Annotated in this window: 19 protein-coding genes and 1 riboswitch; of the genes, 9 read left to right on the top strand and 10 right to left on the bottom strand. The window is 71.5% G+C overall.

Annotated features, from left to right (window positions below):
* Nucleotides 1-107: 107 nt before the first annotated feature.
* A riboswitch (FMN riboswitch) is annotated at nucleotides 108-242 on the top strand.
* A 91-nt stretch (nucleotides 243-333) separates the two neighbouring features.
* The 3 genes from WFH25_RS09555 to ribH are packed head-to-tail and all read left to right on the top strand — an operon-like array spanning nucleotide 334 to nucleotide 2,206.
* Entirely contained in the window at nucleotides 334-1,014 is a 681-nt protein-coding gene (locus WFH25_RS09555; protein WP_336697510.1) for a riboflavin synthase, read from the top strand.
* Nucleotides 1,014-1,730: a 3,4-dihydroxy-2-butanone-4-phosphate synthase gene (gene ribB, locus WFH25_RS09550; protein WP_092386299.1), complete on the top strand. Its 717-nt coding sequence runs from the start codon at nucleotides 1,014-1,016 to the stop codon at nucleotides 1,728-1,730. Before WFH25_RS09555 ends, ribB begins: the two co-directional genes overlap by 1 nt.
* Nucleotides 1,727-2,206, top strand: coding sequence for a 6,7-dimethyl-8-ribityllumazine synthase (ribH, locus tag WFH25_RS09545; protein ID WP_070418333.1), 480 nt, complete (start codon nucleotides 1,727-1,729; stop codon nucleotides 2,204-2,206). Before ribB ends, ribH begins: the two co-directional genes overlap by 4 nt.
* Before the next feature lie 173 nt (nucleotides 2,207-2,379).
* Here the strand turns inward: ribH and WFH25_RS09540 are convergent, their stop codons facing one another.
* The 5 genes from WFH25_RS09540 to WFH25_RS09520 form a co-directional block, all read right to left on the bottom strand.
* Complete coding sequence (locus WFH25_RS09540; RefSeq protein WP_156794867.1) at nucleotides 2,380-2,550, bottom strand: hypothetical protein; 171 nt, start codon at nucleotides 2,548-2,550, stop codon at nucleotides 2,380-2,382.
* Between the two features lie 66 nt (nucleotides 2,551-2,616).
* On the bottom strand, nucleotides 2,617-3,165 hold the full coding sequence (locus WFH25_RS09535; RefSeq protein WP_070418334.1) for a TetR/AcrR family transcriptional regulator: 549 nt from the start codon (nucleotides 3,163-3,165) through the stop codon (nucleotides 2,617-2,619).
* A 148-nt stretch (nucleotides 3,166-3,313) separates the two neighbouring features.
* Entirely contained in the window at nucleotides 3,314-4,237 is a 924-nt protein-coding gene (locus tag WFH25_RS09530) for a carbohydrate ABC transporter permease (RefSeq protein ID WP_083295259.1), read from the bottom strand.
* Nucleotides 4,234-5,274 carry a carbohydrate ABC transporter permease gene (locus WFH25_RS09525; RefSeq protein ID WP_336697509.1) on the bottom strand — a complete coding sequence of 347 codons (1,041 nt, stop codon included), beginning with the start codon at nucleotides 5,272-5,274 and terminating at the stop codon, nucleotides 4,234-4,236. The genes WFH25_RS09530 and WFH25_RS09525 overlap by 4 nt, the downstream gene beginning before the upstream one ends.
* Nucleotides 5,271-6,572 (bottom strand): ABC transporter substrate-binding protein, encoded by a 1,302-nt coding sequence (locus WFH25_RS09520; RefSeq protein WP_336697508.1) that lies wholly within the window; start codon nucleotides 6,570-6,572, stop codon nucleotides 5,271-5,273. Before WFH25_RS09520 ends, WFH25_RS09525 begins: the two co-directional genes overlap by 4 nt.
* 183 nt (nucleotides 6,573-6,755) lie before the next feature.
* Between WFH25_RS09520 and WFH25_RS09515 the strand changes: the two genes are divergently transcribed.
* The 5 genes from WFH25_RS09515 (at nucleotide 6,756) to WFH25_RS09495 (ending at nucleotide 12,980) form a co-directional block, all read left to right on the top strand.
* Nucleotides 6,756-8,816 (top strand): aldo/keto reductase, encoded by a 2,061-nt coding sequence (locus tag WFH25_RS09515; RefSeq protein WP_336697507.1) that lies wholly within the window; start codon nucleotides 6,756-6,758, stop codon nucleotides 8,814-8,816.
* Nucleotides 8,795-9,817: a LacI family DNA-binding transcriptional regulator gene (locus WFH25_RS09510; RefSeq protein WP_071296384.1), complete on the top strand. Its 1,023-nt coding sequence runs from the start codon at nucleotides 8,795-8,797 to the stop codon at nucleotides 9,815-9,817. Before WFH25_RS09515 ends, WFH25_RS09510 begins: the two co-directional genes overlap by 22 nt.
* A gap of 220 nt (nucleotides 9,818-10,037) precedes the next feature.
* Nucleotides 10,038-11,561 carry an MFS transporter gene (locus tag WFH25_RS09505; protein ID WP_336697506.1) on the top strand — a complete coding sequence of 508 codons (1,524 nt, stop codon included), beginning with the start codon at nucleotides 10,038-10,040 and terminating at the stop codon, nucleotides 11,559-11,561.
* Between the two features lie 250 nt (nucleotides 11,562-11,811).
* A complete protein-coding gene (locus tag WFH25_RS09500; RefSeq protein ID WP_070418339.1) occupies nucleotides 11,812-12,321 on the top strand; it encodes a flavin reductase family protein in 510 nt (169 codons plus the stop codon).
* Nucleotides 12,322-12,365: 44 nt separating this feature from the next.
* A complete protein-coding gene (locus tag WFH25_RS09495; RefSeq protein WP_070418340.1) occupies nucleotides 12,366-12,980 on the top strand; it encodes a superoxide dismutase in 615 nt (204 codons plus the stop codon).
* Between the two features lie 100 nt (nucleotides 12,981-13,080).
* Here WFH25_RS09495 and WFH25_RS09490 read toward each other — a convergent pair whose 3' ends face one another.
* The gene (locus WFH25_RS09490; protein WP_336697505.1) at nucleotides 13,081-13,656 is read right to left on the bottom strand and encodes a TetR/AcrR family transcriptional regulator; all 576 of its coding nucleotides are present in this window, start codon (nucleotides 13,654-13,656) and stop codon (nucleotides 13,081-13,083) included.
* A 160-nt stretch (nucleotides 13,657-13,816) separates the two neighbouring features.
* Here WFH25_RS09490 and WFH25_RS09485 point away from each other — a divergent pair, with 160 nt between their 5' ends.
* Entirely contained in the window at nucleotides 13,817-14,791 is a 975-nt protein-coding gene (locus WFH25_RS09485; protein WP_139202090.1) for a carbohydrate kinase family protein, read from the top strand.
* 51 nt (nucleotides 14,792-14,842) lie between these two features.
* On the opposite strand, the gene WFH25_RS09480 is transcribed toward WFH25_RS09485, so the two are convergent.
* The 4 genes from WFH25_RS09480 to WFH25_RS09465 form a co-directional block, all read right to left on the bottom strand.
* Nucleotides 14,843-16,330, bottom strand: coding sequence for a serine hydrolase domain-containing protein (locus WFH25_RS09480; protein ID WP_336697504.1), 1,488 nt, complete (start codon nucleotides 16,328-16,330; stop codon nucleotides 14,843-14,845).
* Entirely contained in the window at nucleotides 16,327-17,676 is a 1,350-nt protein-coding gene (locus WFH25_RS09475; RefSeq protein ID WP_229086349.1) for a cryptochrome/photolyase family protein, read from the bottom strand. Before WFH25_RS09475 ends, WFH25_RS09480 begins: the two co-directional genes overlap by 4 nt.
* Entirely contained in the window at nucleotides 17,673-18,185 is a 513-nt protein-coding gene (locus WFH25_RS09470) for a MarR family winged helix-turn-helix transcriptional regulator (protein ID WP_229086351.1), read from the bottom strand. Before WFH25_RS09470 ends, WFH25_RS09475 begins: the two co-directional genes overlap by 4 nt.
* 282 nt (nucleotides 18,186-18,467) lie before the next feature.
* On the bottom strand, nucleotides 18,468-19,238 hold the full coding sequence (locus WFH25_RS09465) for a winged helix-turn-helix domain-containing protein (RefSeq protein WP_070418345.1): 771 nt from the start codon (nucleotides 19,236-19,238) through the stop codon (nucleotides 18,468-18,470).
* Nucleotides 19,239-19,771: the final 533 nt, after the last annotated feature.

The raw sequence follows: 19,771 nt of genomic DNA, 5'->3' as shown, positions 1-19,771 counted from the left end.
GCCGTACCGCGCCTCCTGGCCCGCAGCGCGGTCACGCGACGTCCGGTTACGCCCACGGAACCGGCGCAACGTGTCCGTCACCTGCGTGGGGTATCGTTCCCGGTACGCAAGCGCTCCGGGGTCGGTGCAAGTCCGAACCGGTGGTGACAGTCCACGAACTGATGACGGGTGCGAACCCGGCAGAGGTTGACCCGGTGGAACTCCGGGACCGACGGTGAAAGTCCGGATGGGAGGCGCGCTGGCGGACGAGACGTCCCACGATCCGTGGGTGCGACCCGTCCGTCGATGCCGACGATCGTCGAACGCCCCCGGAGTCCCGTTGAGAGGACACCAGTGTTCACCGGCATCATCGAGGAACTCGGCACCGTCACCGCCGTCGAGCAGCACGGCGACTCCGTCGCGCTCACCGTCCGCGGGCCCGTCGTCGTGCAGGACGCCCGGCACGGCGACTCCATCGCGACGAGCGGCGTCTGCCTGACCGTCGTCGAGCAGACCCCGGAGACCTTCACGGCCTTCGTCATGAAGCAGACGCTCGACATGAGCGCGCACGGGTCGCTCGCGGTCGGCGACCGGCTCAACCTCGAACGCGCGGCCTCGGTCGGCGACCGGCTCGGCGGGCACATCGTCCAGGGCCACGTCGACGGCACCGCCACCGTGCTCGAGACCGCGGACGGCGACGGCTGGCGGCGCGTCCGGTTCTCGCTCGCGCCGGACCTCAGCCCCCTGGTCGTCGACAAGGGCTCGATCGCGATCGACGGCGTCTCACTGACGGTCAGCGCCGTGTCCTCCGAGGAGACCCCGGCCGCGGACGCCTGGTTCGAGGTGAGCCTCATCCCCGAGACGCTCGAGGCCACCACGCTCGGCGACCGCGTGCCGGGGGACCGGGTGAACATCGAGACCGACGTCCTGGCCCGGCACGTCCGGCGGATGCTGCGGCTCGACGCCGCGGTGCGGCCGCTCGAGGGCGATGCGCGTCCGCTCGAGGGTGCCGCGCTCGGCCAGGAGGCACGGTGATGGTCGCCGGGGCACGTCCCGCCGCGCAGGCGGGTGCCTCCGGTGCGGTCGTCCCGGGATCGCTCGGGTTGTCGAGCGTCGACGAGGCCATCGCCGCCATCGCCGCCGGCCGCCCGGTGATCGTCGCCGACGACGAGGACCGCGAGAACGAGGGCGACGTCATCCTCTCCGCCGAACTCGCCACCCCCGAGTGGATCGCCTGGACGGTGGCGCACTCGTCGGGGTTCATCTGCGCACCGGTGAGCGTCGAGATCGCCGACGCACTCGACCTCCCGCCGATGGTCGCCCACAACGAGGACGTCCGCGGGACGGCCTACACCGTGACCGTCGACGCCGCCGTCGGGGTCACCACCGGCATCAGCGCCCACGACCGAGCGCACACGTTGCGGGTCCTCGCCGACCCGGCGTCCGTGCGCGACGACCTGCACCGGCCCGGACACGTCGTGCCCCTGCGGGCCCGTCCGGGCGGGGTCCGCGAGCGTGCGGGCCACACCGAAGCCGCGATCGACCTGGTCACCGCCGCAGGGCTCCGGCCCGCCGCGGCGATCTGCGAGATCGTCGACGAGGACGGCGGCATGATGCGTCTGCCGGGACTCCTCGGACTCGGGGCACGCGCCGGCGTGCCCGTCATCACCATCGCCGCGCTCGCCGAGTGGCTCGACGCGGCAGACCGGGCAGCGGCGGAGTCCGCGCCCACGGAAGGAACGGCACGATGAGCGGAGCAGGCGCGGCGGACCGCGACCACGTCGACGGCAGCGGCATCCGGGTGGCGATCGTCGCCGGGCAGTGGCACGACGAGATCGCCGGGGGCCTCCTCGCCGGGGCGCAGCGCGAGGTCGAGCGGCTCGGGGCCACGGCGGAGGTCATCCCCGTCCCCGGGAGCTTCGAGCTGCCCGTGGTCGCGAAGGCCGCGCTCGAGGCCGGGTTCGACGCGGCGGTCGCCCTCGGCGTGATCATCCGCGGTGGGACCCCGCACTTCGAGTACGTCTCGGACGCGGCGACGAGCGGCCTCACCCGGGTCGCGATCGACGCCGGCAAGCCCGTCGGCTTCGGCGTGCTCACCCTGGACGACGAGCAGCAGGGCCTCGACCGTGCCGGGCTGCCCGGTTCGAAGGAGGACAAGGGGGCCGAGGCCGTGCACGCCGCCGTGTCGACCGTGGTGACCCTGCGCCGGCTGCGCGTACTCGCGTAGGGCGACCCGCGCCTCCTGGGCCGCCGCGCGTCAGCGCGTCCGCGCGTCGCTCCTGCGCTCGCACAACCGAAGTCACCCCGCGCCACGCGATCACGTGGTGCGGGGTGGCTTTCGTTGTGCGAACGGCCCCGCACCTCTTCAGGTGCGGGGCCGTTCGTGTGCGGTGGTGCTGACTACCGCTTGCCGAACACGTGGATCGGCAGGAAGAAGGAGAGGCACATGAGCACGAGACCGCCCATGAAGATGAACGCCTGACCCGAGCTCACCTGGAACGCGAAGCCGAACAGGTACATCGAAACCAGCAGCAGCAGGATCGAGAAAACAGCGGCGATGACGCGGCCCACAGTGGTACCTCCGGAATCAGGCGGGTGGATCGGATCCAGTCTATCCCCAGGAGCGACGAACTCGGTTCACGCGCCGGGGCGGGTGGCGATCAACCGGTCGACCACGGCGAGGAGCGGTTCCATGTCGACCGAGGCGCGGTCCGGTCGGACCTCGCTGGCGGCGCCCAGGGACGCCGCGTGGTACAGCCCGTCACCCATGAGCTTGATCGCCTGCGCCGTGGGGACGTCCCCGAGCGAGTCGACGAGCGTGGCCAGCCAGGCGTTCTCGGTCTCGTCGAGGGTGCGGCCCGCCTCTTCGTAGCCGGCCTGCTGCAGCCGGCTCGCCGCGAGGAGGGCGAGGTCGAGCTCGCTGCCCACGAACTGGCAGTTCCGCACGAAGTAGCGGGCGGCGCCGTCCTCGGCGTCACGCATGCGCTCGACGTCGATGGCGGAGAGGTCGGACAGGCGTTCGCAGAGTCCCTCGACCAGGGCGGCCTTCGAGCCGAAGTGGTAGAGCAGTCCGCCCTTGGACACCCCGGCCCGAGCGGCCACGGCGTCGAGGGTCGCCGGACGCTCTCCTTCCTCGCACACGATGGCGACGAAGCTGTCCAGGACACGATCGCGGGCGCTTGCCATGCCGGAAGTCTGCCATGGGACGCGGGCGTGCCGCGTCCGGCGGGCGCAGCGCAGGCGCAGCGCAGGCGCGGAGCGGGCGCTGTGCCGACGACACGGCGGGCGTAGCGCAGGCGCCGTGGGCCATCCTCCACGGCGCCTGCGGGTCCGGTCAGCCCTTCAGCGCCCCCGCCGCGATGTTCGCGATGAAGTGCCTCGAGCCGATGATGAACACCCCGATGAGCGGGAACACGCTGATCACCGCGCCGGCCATCACCGAGCCGAGGTCGGTCGCGTTCACCGAGCTGAGCGAGGCGAGTGCCACCTGGAGCGTCTGCCCCTTCGGGTCGATCAGCACGATCAACGGCCACACGTAGTCGTTCCACGCCGTGATGAAGGTGAAGATGCCGAGGAACGCGAGTCCTCCGCGGAGCATCGGGACCGCGATCGACCACCAGGTGCGGAAGAACCCGGCGCCGTCCACGCGCGCGGAGTCGATGACCTCGTTCGGGATCGACCCGGTGGCGAACTGCCGCAGGAGGAAGATGCCGAACGCGTTCGCCGCCCCGGGGACGATGAGCGCCTGGAGTCCACCGATCCACCCGAGGTGCGCCATGAGCACGAAGCTCGGCACGAGCGACAGGCTGCCGGGGACGAGGAACGTCGCCAGCATGACGGTGAACAGCGAGCGCTTGAACGGGAACTCGTACTTGGCGAAGGCGAACGCGGCCAGCGAGTCGAACAGCATGACCAGGACCGCGGTGCCGCCGGCGACGATGACGGTGTTGCCGAGCGCCCGCAGCATGTCGACGCTGCTGAACACCGTGGCGAGGTTCTGCATGGTGTGGTCGCTGAACCACAGCGACGGCGGGTAGCCGAAGATCTGCGCGTTCGACGACGTCGACATGACGAGCAGCCAGTAGAACGGGAAGATCGACAGCACGACGCCGACGATGAGGCACAGGTGCGTGACGAGCCGTCCGACCCAGCCGTGCCTGAACCCCCGGCGGTGGTCGTCGGGCCCGTCGGTGACGGCGTTCGGCCGTCCGAGGGCGGCGGCGGTGTTCGTGGTGCGGGGTGCAGTGTCGGCGCTCATCCGCGGGGTCCCTTCGCGCTGGTCGTGACGGTGCGCGGGGCGCGCAGTCGCCGTGGGGTCTTGAGCCCGTCGCGCTCGCTGAGCAGTCGCCAGTTGATGATCGCGAAGACCACGGAGAAGAAGAACAGCACCCAGGCGATCGCCGAGCCGTACCCGAAGTCGAACTGGTTGAACGCCTGGTCGTACTGGTAGAGCACGATCGTCATGCCGGCCTCGTCGGGGCCACCGATCGCCTGCCCGTTGAACAGGATCTGCGGCTCGGTGAAGAGCCCGAGGCCACCGATGGTCGACGTGATGACGGTGAACAGGATGACCGGCCGCAGCATCGGGATCGTGATCCGCGTGAAGATCTGCCAGGTGTTCGCGCCGTCCACCTTCGCCGCGTCGTACAGCTCGGTCGAGATCGACTGCAGGCCGGCGAGGTAGATGATCGCGTTGTACCCGGTCCAGCGCCAGATGACCATGACCGCGATCGTGACCTTGATGCCCCAGTACGACGAGAGCCAGCCGACCGGGTCGGCACCGACGGCTCGGAGCGCGGCGTTGACGAGCCCGAACCCGTCCGAGAACACCGAGCCGAACACGATCGCCATCGCGACCATGCTCGTCACGTTCGGGATGAAGAACGCGACCCGGTAGAACCCCTTCGCCCGGATGTTGCCGTGCAGCAGGAACGCGAGCACGAGGGCGAGGAACAGCATCGGGACGGTCGAGATGATCCAGATGATGAAGGTGTTCGAGACGGCGTTCCAGAACCGCGGGTCGGTCAGCAGGTACTGGTACTGCGCGAGGCCGACGAACGCGGGGGAGCCGACGCCGTCCCAGTCGGTGAACGACAGCACGATCGAGAAGACGATCGGGAACAGCCCGAACACGAGGAACAGCACGTAGAACGGCGCGATCGCCACGTACTGCGGCCAGAACCGGCGCAGGCTGAAGCGGTGCCCGGTCGCCGCGGTGGAGATCGAGGCGGTGGGTGCGCCCCCGACGACGGGGTTCGCGGTGGTGGCGGTCTTCTCGCGGATCGGCGCGCTCATGCCGACACCCCGCGCTTCGCCAGGACGCGGTCGGTCTGGTCGATGGCGTCCTGCCAGGCGCGCTCCGGGTCCTTGCCGCCGGACTCCACGTTCGTGATCTCGGTCGCGAAGGCGCCGATGAACCGCTCCGAGTTCGAGATGTACGTCACGGGGACCTCCGGTGCGGCCTTGCTGAAGAAGTCGAGCGGGTTCTGGTCCCCGAAGAAGTCGCCGGGGTTGCGCATGATGCCGTTCTCGAACGACGCGGGTGTCGACGGGAAAAGCTGGATGTCGTTGTAGGTGTGGGACTGCACGTCCGCGCCGGTGATCCACTTGGCGAACGCCACCGCGGCCTCGGGGTTCTTCGACGTCTTGGGCACGGCCAGGAACGAGCCGCCGCTGTTGCCCGGTCGCTCGGGCTGCCGGGCGATCCGCCACTTCCCGGACAGGTCCGGAGCCGTGTCGTGGATGATCTGCGTCCACCACGCGCCCTCGATCTGCCCGGCGACCCGACCCGCGACCCACCCGGCGTTCTGGTCGGTCCCGGACTGCAGGTTGCCGGTGATGCCGGCGTGGATCGACTCGACCGCGTTCTCCCAGGCCTTCCGGATCGAGCTGTCGTGGTCGTGGTAGAGCGGCTGGTCGTCACGGTCGAAGTACCGCGTGGGGCTCGCGGAGACGAACTGGTTGAAGAGCTGCGTCGCGGTGATGATCGTCGCGGCACCGGTCTTCTGCTTGATCTGCTTGCCGAAGGTCCGGAAGTCCGCCCAGGTCTGGATCGCCGCGCTCACCTCGTCCGGGTCGGTGGGGAGGTCGGCCTTCTGCAGGACGTCCTGGTTGTAGAAGAAGCCGGTGGGGCCGGTGTCGACGGGCCAGAAGCACTGCCGCCCGGACGGGGTCCGGCCGAGCGAGAGCTTCCAGTCGTAGTAGGCGGACTTCTCGGTGGCGGAGGGATCGAAGTCGGTGAAGAGGTCCTCGTCGGGGAAGTAGAGCCAGCAGTTCGAGTTCACCATGAGGACGTCGGGGATGAACGCGTTCCCGGCGAGGGCGGTCCGGAACTTGGTGTCGTACGACGCCCCGCCGATGAGGTCCGGCCGCAGCCGCATCGGTTCGTGGCCGCTGATGCCTCCGGCCGCCTGCTTCAGGAACTTCGGGTCGAGGGACCGGTTCCAGTACCAGAGGACGAGTTCGTCCGGGTCCTTGGAGATCGCGGTACCGGTGGAACACCCGGCGAGGAGGGCCGTGGTGGCGAGTGCGCCGAGGGCGCCTGCGCCGGCGAGGAACCCCCGCCGGCTGAGACTGTGCGTTGCTGCTGTCACTGGAGTGCCTGCTCTCGTCGTTGAGATGCGGAACCGATGAGCGCTCGACCGTGAACGCTCACGAAGTGGTCAGAGCATGCCCCGGCCGACACGCCGTGTCAAGCATCTGCATCGTTGCAGGTGCGGAGACGGACGGGTACGGTCGTCGGGACCGTGAAGGTTCACGACACGATAGGGATCCGCATGTCAGCGCAGACCGCGACCACCGCCAGCAGCACCTCCTCGACGGGGCACGACACCCCCGGTTGGGCCGTCCTCGGCCCCGGTGGGATCGCCCGCCGCTTCCTCTCCCAGCTGCCCTCGAGTGGCGTCGGGGCGACCCTCGTCGCCGCCGGCAGCTCGTCGGCGGAGCGAGCGGGAGCGTTCGCTGCCGAGGCGGCCGAGCACGGGTTCGCCGACGTCGCCGCGGCCACCTACGACGAGGTGCTCGCCGACCCGCGCGTCGACGCCGTCTACGTCTCGACGGTCCACACCGGGCACGCGGCGCTCGTCCTCGCGGCGCTCGCGGCGGGCAAGGCGGTCCTCTGCGAGAAGCCGCTCTCGCCGAACCACGGCACGTCCATGGCGCTCGCCGATGCCGCACGCCAGGCCGGCCTGCCCCTCGTCGAGGCGTACATGTACCGCTTCCACCCGCAGACCGCGGCCCTGCTCGACCTCGTCCGTCAGGGCGCCGTCGGTACCGTCACGCACGTCGACGCCTCGTTCGCGTTCCGGGCGGGCAGCCGGTCCGGGCGGCTCTTCGACGTCGAGACGGCCGGTGGCGGGATCCTCGACGTGGGCGGCTACCCGGTGACGATGACGGCCGCGATCGTGCAGGCCGCGACCGGCGTGGCCGTCGCCGAGCCCACCGAGCTCACCGCCACCGGGACCGTCGGCCCCACGGGCGTCGACGAGTGGACGGTGGCACAGCTCAGCTACACCGGCGGGATCACCGCGAACCTCCGGACCGGCGTCCGCGTGCAGGACGACAACGCCGTGGTCGTCCACGGCACCACGGGGAAGATCACGCTCACCGACCCGTGGACCCTCGGCGACGACCCCACGATCGAGATCAGCACGGTGGACGAGGACCCGCGCACGCTGTCCTTCGCCGGCGCGCACCCCTACGCCCTCGAGGCCGACGCCACCACGGCGGCCCTCGCGGCCGGTCGTGTCGACGCTCCCGAGTTCACCCTCGACGAGTCGCTCGCCACCGCCCGGACGCTCGACAAGTGGCGTGCCGCGATCGGTCTGCGCTTCCCGTTCGAGGCCGAGACCGCCGACATCCCGACCGTCAGCGGCCGACCCCTCACGGTCGCCGCGCACGAGCCCGACCGCGCCGACAACCCGATGCGCTACGGCGAGGTCGCGGGTGTCGGCAAGCGCATGTCCCGACTGGTGATGGGTGTCGACAACCAGCCCGACCTCGCACACGCGAGCGCGATCTTCGACCTGTTCGTGGAGCAGGGCGGCAACGTGTTCGACACCGGCTACATCTACGGCGGGGGCGTGCTCGAGGGTCGGCTCGGCAAGTGGATCCAGAACCGCGGCGTCCGCGAGGACGTGGTCGTGATCACCAAGGGCGCGCACACGCCGTACTGCGACCCGGAGTCCCTCACCCGGCAGCTGCTCGAGAGCCTCGAGCGCCAGGGCACCGACTACGCGGACATCTACATGATGCACCGCGACAACACGGACATCCCGGTGGGGGAGTTCGTCGACGTCCTCGACGAGCACCGTCGTGCCGGCCGCATCCGCGTGTACGGCGGCTCGAACTGGACCCCTGCCCGGTTCGACGAGGCGAACGCGTACGCCCGCGCGAACGGCAAGCACGAGTTCGAGGTGCTGAGCAACCACTTCGGCCTGGCCGAGGCGTACGACGTGCCGTGGGCCGGCTGCGAGCACGCCACCGACGCGGCGTCGAAGCAGTGGCTCGAGGAGCGCCAGGTGCCCCTGCTGCCCTGGTCCTCACAGGCGCGTGGGTTCTTCACCGGCCGGGCCAAGCCGGAGGACACGAGCGACGCCGAACTCGTGCGCTGCTACTACAGCGACGAGAACTTCGAGCGGCTGCGCCGTGCGTCGGAGCTCGGCGAGCGGTTCGGCGTCCCCGCGACGGCGATCGCCCTGGCCTACGTGCTGCACCAGCCGTTCCCGACGTTCCCGCTCTTCGGACCGCGTACGATCGCGGAAGCCCGGTCGTCCATGACCGGCCTCTCCGTCGACCTCACTCCGGAACAGGTGGCATGGCTGGACCTCCGCGACTGACCGAACCCGTTCCCGCACCCGGCGGCCGGGCGACGATCATCGACGTCGCCGCGGCCGCCGGGGTGTCCCGGCAGACCGTCACCCGGGCGATGAACGGCATGTCCGGCATCAGCGCGGCGACGAAGGAACGGGTCCTCGCCGCCGCGGAGCGCCTCGACTACCGGCCGTCGCGCTTCGGCCGCGGGCTCGTCACGGGTGGCGACCACCAGCTCGGCCTCGTCGTGAACGACCTGCGCAACCCCTACACGCCGCAGCTGGCCTCGGCCGTCTTCCGGCTCGCCGCCGAACAGGGCTGGAACGTCATGCTCGCCGACGTCGACCTGGCGAGCGACGCCGACCGCATGGTGCAGGCGCTCGGGTCGCAGACGGACGTCGTCATCGGGTACCTCGGCTCCCGTCGCGACCGGTGGCGCGAGCTCCTCGGCACCGTGCCGATGGTCGAGCTCGACCCGTACTCGGAGCCACCGACCGCAGCCGTCTGGATCGACCCTGCCGACGCGATCGAGGTCCTCGCCGACCACCTCGTCGCCACCGGGGTCCGGCACCCGGTCGTGCTCGACAACTCCTCGCCGGAGCACACGAGTGTCCGCGGCATCCTCATGATGGACGCCCTCCAGCGGCGCGGGTACCTGCCCGAGCTCGTGCACGCGGAGCACGGCACGGCGGAGTGCGGCGCCGAGGAGACGACACGGATCCTCCGGCGACGCCGACGACAGGACGCGATCCTCGCCTTCAACGACGTGATGGCGCTCGGTGTCCTGCAGGCCTGTCGGCGGGCGGGCGTCGACGTCCCGCGGGAGCTCCGGGTCGTCGGCGTCGACGGCCTGCCGCTCGGCTCGCTCGTCTCGCCGACGCTCACCACGTTGGCGGTGGACCTCGACGAGGTCGCGCGTGAGGCCCTCGACCTCGCCCTCGGCATGCTCGCCGGCGAGCTGCCGCGGCAGGGTGACGCGGTGCAGCGCACGGTGCGGCACCGCCTGCTCCTGCGCGAGTCGGCCTGACGACGCGGCCCACGAGAGAGCGCGACCGGACGACGGACGGGAGGCGCGGTGCGGGCCCGCTCCGCGCCTCCCGTCCATCTTCAGTTGCATTTGCAACCATTACCGTCCAGACGGTACACTAACGGAGTCCTGACGGGATGCGTGCACACCCCGCGTCCCGTCCGGTCCGTTCGTCAGTTCCGCCGTCGACCTGGTCCGGCTCGAAGTCCCTGGAGTCACCGTGTCCGCCCTGCTCACCAGCCCGATCCCCACTGCCGCCACGGGCAGCCGCGCCCGCCGGTTCGCCGCCCTCGCGGTGCTCATGCTGCCCGTCCTCCTCATCTCGGTGGACAACACCGTCCTGAGCTTCGCGCTGCCGTCGATCTCGCGCGCGCTGAACCCGGACGCCACCACGCAGCTCTGGATCGTCGACGCGTACCCGCTCGTCCTCGCCGGCCTCCTCGTCGTGATGGGCAGCATCGGTGACCGCATCGGCCGCCGTCGGATCCTCGTCGTCGGCGCCACCGGCTTCGCGCTCTTCTCCGTCGCCGCGGCCTTCGCGACCGACGCCTGGATGCTCGTCGCCGCACGGATCGTCATGGGCGTGTTCGGCGCGATGCTCATGCCGGCGACCCTCTCGATCATCCGCAACGTCTTCGTCCACGCGGGGGAGCGGCGGATGGCGCTCGCCGTCTGGTCCACCATGTTCGCGGCGGGCAACGCACTCGGGCCGCTCGTCGGCGGCGTGCTGCTCGCGCACTTCCACTGGGGCGCGGTGTTCCTCGTGGCGGTGCCGATCCTCGTCGTGATGCTCGTCGCCGTGCCGTTCTGCGTTCCGGAGTCCCGTGACCCGAACCCGGGGCCGGTCGACGTGCCGAGCATGTTCCTGTCGCTCGGCGCCCTCGCCCCGATCGCGTGGGCGATCAAGTCCGTCGTGCACCCCGAGGAGCGCGGCTTCGCGATCGCGATGCTCGCCGTCGGCGTCCTGTGCGGCATCGCGTTCGTCCGTCGACAGCTCCGCTCCCGGACCCCGATGCTCGACCTCCGGCTGTTCCGGAGCACGGCCTTCACCGGCAGCGTGCTCATGAACATGGCGGCGATGTTCTCGCTGACCGGGTTCCTGTTCTTCATCGCACAGCACCTGCAGCTCGTCGCCGGCCTCGACCCCTTCGCGTCCGGCATGGTGCTGGTGCCGGGGTCGGTCCTCACGATCGTGGCGGGGCTCGTCGTCGTGCCGATCGTCGCCCGGGTCGCTCCGCGCTGGGTCGTCGCCGTGTCGCTGCTGTTCTCGGCGGCCGCCTACGCGATGGTCGCGGTCCTCGGGCACCACGCCTCGATCGTCGCGCTGGCGTTCGCGTTCGTGCTGCTCGGGATCGGGATCGGTGCCTCGGAGACGGTGACGAACGACCTCATCATCTCGACGGCGCCGGCGGACAAGGCCGGTGCGGCGTCGGCGATGTCCGAGACGGCGTACGAGATCGGTGCCGTGCTGGGGACCGCGGTGCTCGGGACGATCCTGGCCACGGCCTACCGGGCGCACGTCGTGGTGCCGGACGGGCTGTCCTCGTCGGCGCACACCGCTGCCCAGGAGACCCTCGGCGGAGCGGTCTCGGCGGCGTCGTCCCTCGGCGGGTCGGCGGGTCAGGCGCTGCTCGAGTCGGCGCGGGCTGCGTTCGACTCCGGCGTCACGGTGACGGCGGGGGCGGCCGCGCTCCTGATGGTGGTCGCGGCCGCCGGTGCCGTCGTCATGCTCAAGCGCCGGTAGCGCCGCGCCGCGCCACGCTCGCGCGCCGCGCTTGGTGAGCAGAAATGGTCGGGTCGCCGCGAGCGACCCGACCATTTCTGCTCACGAAGTCGGGCTCGCACCGCCGCACCCCGCGTCACACGGGGTCACACGGCACGCCCGGGATCGACCGAACCTGGGAATCGTTGACCTCAACCATGGTTCAGGTCATACGTTGGGACATGGCCGCGGAGCCGCGGCCCTCCCCATCGAAGGAACGACCACGACTCCCATGCCCGACGCAGCACCGGCGAACATCGCGGACGCCTACAAGGCCGCCTTCCGTGGACACCCGGCCGGTGTCGCCGTCATCACCGCCGAAGGCCCCGACGGTCCGACCGGCCTCACCGCATCGAGCGTCGCGAGCGTGGCGATCGACCCGCCCGTGCTCGTGTTCTCGCTGTCCACGAACTCCGGGTCCGCCGGGGTCGTGCTCGGCGCCCCGATCTTCGTGGTGCACCTCGTCGACTCGCTCGGCGTCGCACTCGCCCGTCGCTTCGCCTCCACCGGCAGCCCCGCGGCGGACGACCCGATCTGGGGCACCCTGCCGTCGGGTGACCGCTACCTGCCGAGTGCCGCGAGCGCCCTGCGCTGCCGGCCCCTCTCGACCACGCCGATCGGCTCGTCGACCGTCGTCGTCGCCGAGGTCCTCGACATCGTCGTCGGCCTCGAGCGGGGCGAGCCGCTGGTCTACCACAACCGGGAATTCCACTCCCTCACCGATCGTTCCCGGCTCTCGTGAGCCGCGGAGCACCATCCGCACACCACTGATCGAAAGGAACTCACATGGCTGAGTACACCCTGCCGGAGCTGCCGTACGACTACGCCGCACTCGAGCCGCACATCAGCGGCAAGATCATGCAGCTGCACCACGACAAGCACCACCAGACCTACGTGACGGGTGCGAACACCGCGCTCGAGCAGCTCGCCGAGGCCCGTGAGTCCGGCAACCTGGCGAACGTCAACAAGCTCGAGAAGGACCTCGCGTTCAACCTCGGTGGCCACGTCAACCACTCGATCTTCTGGACCAACCTCGGCCCGGACACGAAGGTCCCCGAGGGCGAGCTCGCCGCGGCGATCGACGAGTTCTTCGGCTCGTTCGAGAAGTTCCAGGCCCAGTTCACCGCCGTCGCCACGGGCATCCAGGGCTCCGGCTGGTCCGTCCTCGCCTGGGACACCGTCGGCCAGAAGCTGACCACGTTCCAGCTGTTCGACCAGCAGGCCAACGTGCCGTTCGGTCTCGTGCCGATCTTCATGCTCGACATGTGGGAGCACGCCTTCTACCTCGACTACCTCAACGTCAAGGCGGACTACGTCAAGGCCGTGTGGAACATCGTCGACTGGGAGAACGTCGCCGCGCGTTTCGCGAACGCGAAGTCGCAGAGCTTCGTCACCCTCTGAGACGGGCGCAGCGGGTCACGGTGGTGACCCGGTGAACGACGGGAGGCGCGGGGCCGGCTGGCACCGCGCCTCCCGTCGTTCGTCGGTGCGCGTCGACCGCTCAGGCCGACTGGAAGTGGGCCCCGGCGACCAGCTTGTGCGCGATCGCGCGCAGCGCGGCGTCGGGCGCCGCCCGCTCGCGGTCGACGATCGTGCCCCACTGCACGCCCCGAGCCGCGAGGACGGCACCGCGGGCCGCCCGTTCGGCGTCCACTGTGCCGTAGCCGTGTTCGGCGCACCAGGCGGCGATCGCGCTCACCTGCGCGCGGTGGAAGGTGCGCTCGCGATCACGGCCGTCGAGCGACTCGACCGATCCGAGCTCGAAGGTGAGCCGGGCGGCGAGGGAGCGCTCGGGGTCGTCGAGCCCGCCGAACACCGCGATGAGGTAGTCGGTCAGCCCGAGGTCGTCGGCGCCGGGGTCGAGCGTGACGTCGCAGACGGATTCCGCCAGGTGCTCCACCACGGCGTCGATCAGGGCTTCGCGCGTGCCGAAGTGGTACACGATCGGGTACGCGCTCGTCCCGAGCACCCGGCCGAGGCTACGGACGGAGACGTCCTCGAGCTTGGTGTCCTGCAGGTGCTCGGCCACCTTCGCGATGATCGCCGGCTTGAGTGTCGGGTCGGGCTTGCGGGGCATGGCGTCTCCAACGAGCGTGATGGGCAGTACGCGACCGTTCACATACGATCACAGAGTATATTACTGGCGATCGCCGGGAAACAGCCGGGAATCCATAACGAGTGCAAGGGATTTGTGGCGAGAAGCGGAGTTTTACTCGATTCCACGTAGGATGGGGCCGATGTCCATGCCTCCAGAGCGCCCTGTGGCCCCGTCGCGCCCCGAGGCACCCCGTGCCGGGCGGGCGGTCGCCGGACGCCGTCGCGGGGCGGGGAAGCGCTTCCTCGTCGTCGGCGACGTCCTGGACGGGGTGCTCGTGCACACCACGGCCGCGAGCATGGGTGCACACGACCCGGCGGCGGTCATCCGGCACCGTCCGGTCGGCGCCGCGGGCAACACCGCGACGTGGCTCGGCTGGCTCGGCGCCGACGTGGACCTGGTGGGGCGGGTCGGCGTCGACGACGTCTACCGGCACGAGCGATCGCTCGCCGACGCCGGCGTCCGCGCACACATCCGCTACGACGCCCGGACCGCGACCGGCGCCGTCGTGTCCGTGCGGAACGGGAACGGTCGGACCGCGATGTCCGATCCCGCAGCGAGCGGGGTGCTGTCGGCGGAGGACCTGCCGGTCGACCTCGTGGCGCGTGCGGACATCGTGCACCTGACCGGCTCGGCGATGCTCGGCGGAGGCGGTCCGGACCGCATCGCGGCACTCGTCGCCCAGGCCCGGTCCGGTTCCGCCCGGGTGTCCCTCGACCCCTCGTCCGCCGCGGTGGTGCGTGCGGTCGGTGCGTCGGAGTTCCTCGAGGCGCTCTCCGGCCTCGATGCCCTCTTCCCGAGCGAGGACGAGGCACTCGCGCTGACCGGAGCACCCACCGTCACGGAGGCGATCGAGTCGCTCGCCGACCGCGTGCCCCTCGTCGTGGTGACCATGGGGACCGAGGGCGTCCTGCTCGGGCGGCGTGGTCGGACGCCGCAGCGGGTGCCGATCACGCCTGCGACGGTGGTGGACACGCTCGGCGCCGGGGACGCGTTCGCCGCGGGGTTCCTCCGTGCGTGGGCGACCGATCCGGTGCGGGTCGCGGCGGCTGCGCGCGAGGGCACGCGGGTCGCGGCGCGGGCGCTCGGGTTCGTGGGCGGACGTCCGCCGGTCTGACGCTCGCGCTTCAGCGCTCGCTGGGCTCGGCCCGGACCACCGGTCGCGGGGTCAGCGCTCGCTGGGCTCGGCCCGGACCACCAGGGTCTGCACGAGGCCGGCCGCGAGTGGCGCCAAGCGGATCTCGACGCGCAGCCGACCGGCCGTCCCCGGCAGCCACCAGCGCAGGTGCGACGGGGCCTGGGACTCGTCGGCCACCGGTTCCGCGTCGAGGTCGGCACCGACGGCCGCCACCGCCTCCGCGACGGCCCGGCGGCGTCGTTCGTACGGCACGTCCATCGCCACGTTCGGCGTGCAGATCGCATCGGCGAGGTCGTCGTCCCAGTGGGCCAGGAGGCGCGTCACGGCAGCCTGCGCCGCCCGCGTCGCGTCGACGGTCGGCCCGGTGCCGGGTGCACGGTCCGCCAGTGCGCCGCCCGCGGATGCACGGTCGGCGGCGGCGGTCGCGCGGGCGGTCGCGCGGGCGGTCAGCACGAGGTCGAGCGCCCGGTCCGCCGCCGCCGAGACCTTCGCCTGCGTGGCGTTCTCGAAGGCGACGACGCCGAGGCCGTCCCGGACCGACCACCGCATGTGCGCCGAGAACCCCGGGTACCCGCCGGAGTGCGAGACGATCTCGCCGAACGCCGGGTCCTGCTCGACGAAGAGCCCGAAGCCGTACGCCGTCGCGCGGCTCGAGGTCGGCACCACCGCTGCCGGCACGACCCGCATCGCCTGCTGCATGAGTCGGCGGTCGGCGGGGGAGACCGGTCCGGGCTCGGGCGCCCCGGTGAACGCCGACGCGAGGTGCCGACCCCAGCGGGCGAGGTCCGTGACCGTCGAGAAGAGCCCGCCGATCGACGAGAACGCGCCGGGGCCCGACATCGGCAGCGGCTCCCACGTGCCGGCGCCCGCCCCGTCAGTGGCGGGCCGCACGCCCGTGACCACGTGACCGCGGGCGTCGTCGGCGCGGAAGACCGTGTCGCGCAGGCCGAGGGGGCCGAGGACGAGTTCGGTCGCGACCTCGGGGAAGGGACGACCGGCCACGACGCCGATCGCCCGGCCGAGCAACGCGTACCCGGTGTTCGAGTAGGCGAACCGGGTCCCCGGGACCGAATCGAACAGGAGCCCCGCGCGCAGGACGTCGTCGAGCTCGGCGTCCGAGATCGATTCCTGCCGGTCGGCCCACGGATCGTCGGTCGGGAAGCCGCCGGCCATGGTGAGGAGCATGCGGAGCGTCGGCACGGGGGAGTAGGCGGTGGGCAGCACGACGTCCGCGAAGGCGGGCACGAAGTCCGTGATCGGGGCGTCCAGCCGGACACGGTCGTCCGCCACGAGCGCGAGCAGGGTGGCCGCCGTCACGCTCTTCGTGCAGGAGGCGATCCGGTACACGGTGTCGGCGTCGGGAGCGACGCCGTCGCCGCGGTCGCCGTGCCCGCCCGAGGCGACGAGCCCGGTGCGGTCGAAGACGCCCCAGACGCTGCTCGGAGCGACGCCGCGTTCGACACGTTCGCGGAACAGCGCGTCGACGTCCGCGATCACCTGCGGATCGATGCCGCTCACGACCGGCGCATCCGGTCGTACGCGTCGAGCGCCCGCTGCCGGGTCTCCTTGAGGTCGAGCATGGGCTCCGGACGGTCTTCGTCGGCGGGGACCCAGCGGTGCACGTACTCGCGGTGCGGGTCGAACCGCTCGAGCTGCCGGTCCGGGTTGAACACCCGGAAGTACGGCGCCGCGTCGAACCCGGAGCCGGCGACCCACTGCCAGTTCGCCGCGTTGTTGGCGGAGTCGGCGTCGACGAGGGTGTCCCAGAACCACTGCTCGCCCACGCGCCAGTCGACGAGCATGTTCTTCACGAGGAAGCTGGCCGTCGCGAGCCGGACCCGGTTGTGCATCGCACCCGACTGCCAGAGCTCCCGCATGCCCGCGTCGACGAGGTCGAACCCGGTCGTCCCGGTCCGCCAGCGGTCGATCTCGGCGTCGGGGACGTCGAGCCAGGGGAAGGCGTCGAACTCGCGCCGGACGTTCACCGTGGTGATGTCCTCGCAGTGGAAGTACTCGTTCCAGTTGAACTCGCGCCAGGCCAGCTGCCGGAGGAACGCCGAGGCGTTCTTGCGCTGCTCGGGCTCGAGCTGGCCGTGCAGGCGGTGCCAGACCTGGTACGGACTGACCTCGCCCCACCGCAGGTGCGGGGAGAGGTCGCTCGTGGCGGCCATCGCGGGTTCGTCGCGCTGGTCGTAGTCCTCGAGCGCGTGGTGCACGAAGTGTTCGAGCCGCCGGTGCGCGCCCTGCTCGCCGGGTTCCCAGGCGTTCCGGAGGCCGCCAGCCCAGTCCGGGTGCGTCGGCAGCAGGTCCCAGTCGTCGAGATCGTCGCTCGCGACCCGGGGCGCCGCGGGGAGGTCACGCGGCTTGGGCAGCGGGTGGCGGGGCTCGGGCATCGCCTGGGCGGCACGCCAGAACGGCGTGAACACCTTGTACGGCTCGCCCTGCCCGGTGAGGACGGTCCACGGTTCCCAGAGCAGGCTCGCGGCGAAGCTGTGCGCCTCGGTCCCGCCGTCGGTGAGCGTCGACTTGATGCCGGCGTCGAGGTCCCGCTCGGCACGGCCGTACCGGCGGTTCCAGAACACCGCGTCGGCGCCGGTGTCGGACACGAGCGCGTCGACGGCCTCGGCAGCGGGCCCACGGCGGAGGACCAGTCGGGACCCGCGCTCGCGGAGTTCACCGTCGAGCGCGGCGAGCGAGTGGTGCAGCCACCACCGTGCCGCAGCCCCGATCGGGCGGATGCCGGGGGACTGCTCGTCGAGGACGTACGCGACCGTGACGTCGCCGCCGTGGTCGATCGCTGCTCGGAGTGCCGGGTTGTCCGCGAGACGGAGGTCGTCGCGGAGCCAGACCAGGGCGCCGGTCACACCGCTGCCGCGTCGACGTCGGACGCCGCCCGGGTCGCGCCACGTCGGGGTGAGGCCGCACCTGCCGCGGTCCGGAGCTTCGTGCAGAGTTCGGTGAGCGTGCGCAGCTCGGCGTCGTCGAGGCCGGCACCGACCTGGTCGGCGATGGTCTGCGCGTGCTGGACGGCGACGGCGCGGTAGACGTCGAAGCCGTGCGCGGTGAGGGCCACGATCACGCCGCGGGCGTCGGTGGGGTCCGGCTGCTTCTCGACGATGCCGCGCGCGGTGAGCCGGTCGACCAGGCGGCTGACGCTCGGCTGCGTCAGGAGCAGGTGGCCGGTCAGTTCGCGCATCCGGCAGCGGCGGCCGGGCTGCGTGGAGAGGTTGAAGCAGACGTCGTACTCGTTGAACGAGATCTCGCCGCCCGGGAAGTCGGCGTTGAGCGCGCGCATCACCGTGACCTGGGCGCGGAAGAGCGCTTCCCAGGCAGCGACGGCGGTCGCCTTCTCGCTGCGGCGTGGCTCGTTCACGGTCGCGCTCCCTCTGGTCGTACGGTCATGCCACACTACCGACGGCCTCGGACACGCGATGCTGCTGACGCGCAGCCGTGTCCCCCGGGACGCAACGAGGGCCGGCCACCCGATGGGTGACCGGCCCTCTCCCTTGCACCAAGAGTGTCCTGCAATCACATTCCACAGGCGGTGCCACAGCAAACACCGTCTGCACGCACGACTGTATAACGAACGGGTAACGGCGCGCTACCGGACGCGGCGGTCGTTCGCTGCGAGTTCACCAAGAACGACCGATCAGGATCAGAAGAGGTCCGGCGACGGCGTCGAGGCGTAGCGCACGGCGACGTCCGCGTGGCGGTCGAAGCGGTAGCCGACACCGCGCACGGTGCGGACGATCTCCTCGAACGCGCCGAGCTTCGAGCGGAGGCGACGGACGTGGACGTCGATCGTACGCTCGTTCGGGGTCTCGTCCTCGCCGTCCGACCACAGGCCGTCGATGATCGCCGAGCGGTCGACGGTCTGGCCCTCGCGGAGGACGAGGAACTGCAGGAGCTCGAACTCCTTGTACGTCAGGGGAGCGGCTTCGCCGTCGAGCGTGACGCGCTTCCGGGAGATGTCGATGACGACCCCGGTCTCCTCCGGCTCGGGCTTCTCGGCCTGCTTGCGGGCGGCCACGGCGGAGCGGTCCTGCAGGGCGAGCCGGACGACGTCGACGTCACGGCCGCCGGAGCCCTCGGCGGCGACGGCCACGGCAGCGTAGGTCTCCGAGGTCGGGACGAGCTGCGCGGTCAGGGCCTTGAGCTGCTCGACGACCGCAGCGAGGGTGGTGCCCGCCGCCGCTGCCTTCGCCTCGTCGATGCCGACGTAGAGGGCGAAGCCGCGTGCCTCGGTGCCCTCGGGCAGGGCGCGGTTGCGCTGCGGGGCGACGACCGGGCTGGTCGGCACGCCGGTGGCGACGGGCGGGGCGACGGGCTCGCGACGCGGACGGATCGGGGTCACGGTGCCGAGGTCGGTCGGCGCGGGTGCGGCGGTGCGGAGGGCGGTGCGGGGCTGAGCGATGGTGAGCGACATGGCGGTTCTCCGGGCGATGTGGCTGCGGTGTCGAGGTGTGCCGCGGCCGTGTCGAATGCGTCGGTCCGGGTACGGCGAGTGCCGTGGGCCCTGCGGTCCTGCTGCGGACCGGGGCCGACCCGGGGGTACGGGGGACAGACCTCGTGACGTGGTGCGCGTCGTCGACGTGGTCGTCACCCGGGGATCACGCTCGCGCGACGGGGGTGGTGTCGCGGGGGATCCGGCTGGAACGGGTGCCGATCAGGCACACATTCGACAACGCATGACGGCCGTGGCCGGCATCATCATGCCGGCGGTCCCCTGGGCCTCGGAGAGGACGCGGGTGGACACGGTTGCAGTCATGGGACGAGTATCGGTGGGATACCAACGTCGTGTCAACCGTCCGCACGGACGGTGCGTTCTGCGAACGCACCGTCATGACGGACAGGAGGCGGGGGGGGGCGGGGGGCCCGCCCGCCGCGGAGGGGGGGGGGGGGGGGGCGGGGGGGGGGCCCGGGGGGGGGGGCCCCCCGCGCCCCCGCCCGGGGAGAGGG

Source organism: Curtobacterium sp. USHLN213, assembly GCF_037144815.1.
Taxonomy (GTDB): domain Bacteria; phylum Actinomycetota; class Actinomycetes; order Actinomycetales; family Microbacteriaceae; genus Curtobacterium.
The sequence above is the reverse complement of the archived record's forward strand: the minus strand, read 5'-3'. Positions and strand labels throughout refer to the sequence as shown.

Bases quoted from the DNA above. Each gene is read 5' to 3' on its own strand.
- WFH25_RS09530 (WP_083295259.1), bottom strand. From the start codon at position 4,237: ATGAGCGCCGACACTGCACCCCGCACCACGAACACCGCCGCCGCCCTC.
- ribB (WP_092386299.1), top strand. From the start codon at position 1,014: ATGGTCGCCGGGGCACGTCCCGCCGCGCAGGCGGGTGCCTCCGGTGCG.
- WFH25_RS09515 (WP_336697507.1), top strand. From the start codon at position 6,756: ATGTCAGCGCAGACCGCGACCACCGCCAGCAGCACCTCCTCGACGGGG.
- WFH25_RS09465 (WP_070418345.1), bottom strand. From the start codon at position 19,238: ATGTCGCTCACCATCGCTCAGCCCCGCACCGCCCTCCGCACCGCCGCA.
- WFH25_RS09500 (WP_070418339.1), top strand. From the start codon at position 11,812: ATGCCCGACGCAGCACCGGCGAACATCGCGGACGCCTACAAGGCCGCC.
- WFH25_RS09525 (WP_336697509.1), bottom strand. From the start codon at position 5,274: ATGAGCGCGCCGATCCGCGAGAAGACCGCCACCACCGCGAACCCCGTC.
- WFH25_RS09510 (WP_071296384.1), top strand. From the start codon at position 8,795: ATGGCTGGACCTCCGCGACTGACCGAACCCGTTCCCGCACCCGGCGGC.
- WFH25_RS09535 (WP_070418334.1), bottom strand. From the start codon at position 3,165: ATGGCAAGCGCCCGCGATCGTGTCCTGGACAGCTTCGTCGCCATCGTG.
- ribH (WP_070418333.1), top strand. From the start codon at position 1,727: ATGAGCGGAGCAGGCGCGGCGGACCGCGACCACGTCGACGGCAGCGGC.
- WFH25_RS09485 (WP_139202090.1), top strand. From the start codon at position 13,817: ATGTCCATGCCTCCAGAGCGCCCTGTGGCCCCGTCGCGCCCCGAGGCA.
- WFH25_RS09490 (WP_336697505.1), bottom strand. From the start codon at position 13,656: ATGCCCCGCAAGCCCGACCCGACACTCAAGCCGGCGATCATCGCGAAG.
- WFH25_RS09495 (WP_070418340.1), top strand. From the start codon at position 12,366: ATGGCTGAGTACACCCTGCCGGAGCTGCCGTACGACTACGCCGCACTC.